Here is a 1,605-nt window from a genome sequence, read left to right as displayed (position 1 = left end):
GGTCTTTTTTTTCGACCGCCTCCAGGTTGTCTGATTCCTGTTATATCCAGTTCTAATTCGGTGAGTTCTTTTTTTCCTTGGCGGATAGTTTTTGGGTCACACTCTAATAAAGCTGAAATATAGTTAACGCCACCATGAGATAATTTTTCACTTTCAATGGCGGCATACCGTCGCTTATTTTTTTCACAAAGTGAGTCATAAAATTTCTTCATCGACTTTTCGATATTTTTTTTATAAGGAAATGACATAAGACAACCACTGAGTAATAAATTAAGATAACCTTAATTTAGGGGAGATATTTCATTATTCAAGCTTGGCTGCTTCAGGAAGTTATTTCGTGCACATTCCTAAGCAAAACCAGCTCAAAGGATCCCGTTAATGCAGGCGATGAACTGGTTTACACCATCACTTACGAAAATGTAGGTACTGGCGTTGCCAGCAACGTCACCCTAGAAGACGACCTACCGAAAGGTGTCGCCTTCAAATCTGCTTCTAATATCGGAAGCCATGTGAATGGAAAAGTCACCTGGAATCTGGCGGATATATCGGCTGGAACCAATGGCTCGGTAACCGTAACAGTCGATGTAAACAGCCCTCTGAAAAATGGCACTGTATTGCATAATGTCACGACCATTGACAGTGCCGAGATACCGCATTTGTCGGATTTTGACGATGTCATTGTCAGCAGTACTGCAGCCCTGAAATTAACCAAGACGGCCTCCAAAACTGTCGTCAATCCTGGCGACGAACTAGTCTACACTATCGCCTACGAAAATGTGGGCAGTGATTCAGCTACCAATGTGATACTACAGGACCTATTACCCGCTGATGTTACCTTTAAATCTGCCTCCAATGGTGGTAGTGATCCGACTGCTAGAGTAGTCATCTGGTATCTAGGCTCAGTTGCCGCAGGAGCTAAGGGCTCTGTCACCCTGACGGTAACCGTCAATAAACCACTGGCAAATGGTATTGTACTTAGTAATGTCGCTAGCATAATCAGCACCGAAACCCCACATGCGGTTAAGGATGAGGTTCAAGTACCTGTATTGAGCGAACCGGTGCTAGAAATGAATAAGACCGCCTCAAAAACTCTGGTTAAGCCCGGCGATGTAGTGCTGTACACAATTGAATATAAAAATGTAGGAACCGGTGATGCTACCGGTGTGATCATCTCGGATATTCTGCCAGGGGACGTTACATTTGATTATGCAACACATGGCGGTACCCTATCCGGAGGTGTCGTGACTTGGCCACCGATCACGGTACTAGCGGGGGCACCACCAAAGAGTGTGACCGTTGCAGTGTTTGTCAACAGCCCGCTGGCCGATGGTACGATACTACATAATCCAGCCAGCATGACCAGCAATGAAACGGCACCGCTGTCATCCGCTTAAAATCAGGGAAACGGAGCCTAAGCGGAGTGATGATTTTTAGTCCCTGGTAGGCGACAGGGCAATTCGCTGATCCGAAGTGCGCTAGTAGCGCGCGAGGGAGGCAAGAATTGCATTCCGAATAGCCGTCCAGCCATTTGAGGTAGTCTTAACGGAGCAGGGTTTTGTGCGTAGTTGAGACGGACGCAGGGCGACCAGGGCATCTCCCATTCGC

Annotated in this window: 1 protein-coding gene and 1 pseudogene; one reads left to right on the top strand and one right to left on the bottom strand. The window is 46.7% G+C overall.

Features of this window, described 5'->3' with window-relative positions; all coding sequences use genetic code 11:
* A pseudogene (locus tag CDZ78_RS04630) lies at positions 1-248 on the bottom strand (ISAzo13 family transposase); the annotation flags it as partial.
* 54 nt (positions 249-302) lie between these two features.
* Between CDZ78_RS04630 and CDZ78_RS04625 the strand changes: the two are divergent.
* Positions 303-1,394 (top strand): DUF7619 domain-containing protein, encoded by a 1,092-nt coding sequence (locus tag CDZ78_RS04625; RefSeq protein WP_373862432.1) that lies wholly within the window; start codon positions 303-305, stop codon positions 1,392-1,394.
* The last annotated feature ends 211 nt before the right edge of the window (positions 1,395-1,605 follow it).

This window comes from Bathymodiolus platifrons methanotrophic gill symbiont (genome assembly GCF_002189065.1).
Taxonomy (GTDB): Bacteria; Pseudomonadota; Gammaproteobacteria; order Methylococcales; family Methylomonadaceae; genus Methyloprofundus.
The sequence above is the reverse complement of the archived record's forward strand: the minus strand, read 5'-3'. Positions and strand labels throughout refer to the sequence as shown.